The organism is Vibrio anguillarum (assembly GCF_003390515.1).
GTDB lineage: Bacteria > Pseudomonadota > Gammaproteobacteria > Enterobacterales > Vibrionaceae > Vibrio > Vibrio anguillarum.
In genome coordinates, this window is record NZ_CP031479.1 from 3,128,813 (window position 1) to 3,130,001 (window position 1,189).

At 41.3% G+C, this 1,189-nt stretch carries 2 protein-coding genes; both read left to right on the top strand.

All coding sequences use genetic code 11. The features are described from left to right. The first annotated feature begins 90 nt into the window (after positions 1 to 90). Positions 91 to 471: a hypothetical protein gene (locus tag DD616_RS17200; RefSeq protein WP_208871983.1), complete on the top strand. Its 381-nt coding sequence runs from the start codon at positions 91 to 93 to the stop codon at positions 469 to 471. A 211-nt stretch (positions 472 to 682) separates the two neighbouring features. After that, positions 683 to 1,030 (top strand): DUF3024 domain-containing protein, encoded by a 348-nt coding sequence (locus tag DD616_RS17205; protein WP_208871984.1) that lies wholly within the window; start codon positions 683 to 685, stop codon positions 1,028 to 1,030. The last annotated feature ends 159 nt before the right edge of the window (positions 1,031 to 1,189 follow it).

The following is a 1,189-nucleotide window of genomic DNA, read 5'->3' on the forward strand; positions in this document are numbered from 1 at the left end:
AAATTGAAGTTCAGTGTTTAAAGTATGTTTTTTGAGTTCGGCGGTGCGTTGTCAACCCCTTAGCCGGGCGTTATGTACTAGGAGGTAAATTTGAGTTTTATCAATATGTTAATTGAAGAGATTGAATCACAAGAACGTACCAAAGTTTGTTCAGTTTGTATGGGTAGTGGTTCTACTATTAGTTTTGCTCGAGCTCGTTTTATTGGCAAGTACGGTGATTGGGCAGGTGATATTGATAGCAAATACTCTGACGTGAAGAGAGCGTGGGTAGAGGCTGGGAAGCCATCTTTTGCTGAGTTTGAACAAACATGTTTGGATATCGGTTTAGGAAATGAAGAAGCCAAAGATACATATGAGCTTTTTCTAACTAAAGAGAGCAAAGAGAAATGCCATAATTGTGAGGGTGGTCGTGAACTTACAGAACACGGTAGAGAAGTCGCAAAGCTAAAACAGCTCATCACGAATCTATAGTACGTACATAACAAACAATTTAAGAGGGATTCCCAACGCTTGGCATTTTTGCTTCTACTTCAAATTTAGTGTTTACGGTACAATGCTTTAGGTTGGGTGGTAGCGTTGCTCACCCCTTAATTGGGCGTTATGTACTTTCTCGAAAATTAACCTAACCAACGTATGAAATTAGGTCGTAAACTTAGCTTAATTAAAGGGTTAGGTGATAGATATGGCATTTTCAGAAATTGAGCAACAGCGTTACAGAAAGGCAGTGGAGAAGTACCTTGATTCTTGTCGACCGCCAGCAGAGATCCGCAATCAACTTGATATTGGGTATCGGTTAGAGGGGCAGGTCATCGAAATCTTCGAGATACGTCCTAAGTGGAATGATCCATCCGAAAAAATGGAGTGCCCAGTAGCCAAAGTCAAATATTATAAGTCGCGTGACGCGTGGAAAATTTACTGGATGAAATCCAACCAAAAATGGCATTCGTATGAGCCAATCCCAGAGATTCAACTTCTAGAAGCTTTCTTGGAAATATTAGAAGACGATACTTATGGGTGTTTCTGGGGATAGAACCAACCACTTACATAACAAACGCTTCAAGAGGGACAGCCAACGCGGGGCATTTTTACTATGCATTGGTTTTGTGTGATTGCGGTGTTATGCGGAAACTTGGTAGTAGCGTTGTCTGCCCCTTAAGCGGGCGTTAGGCAAAGTGAGTTTTTATCAGCT

Excerpts from the sequence above, each read along its gene's own strand:
- DD616_RS17205 (WP_208871984.1), top strand. The coding sequence starts at position 683 with ATGGCATTTTCAGAAATTGAGCAACAGCGTTACAGAAAGGCAGTGGAG.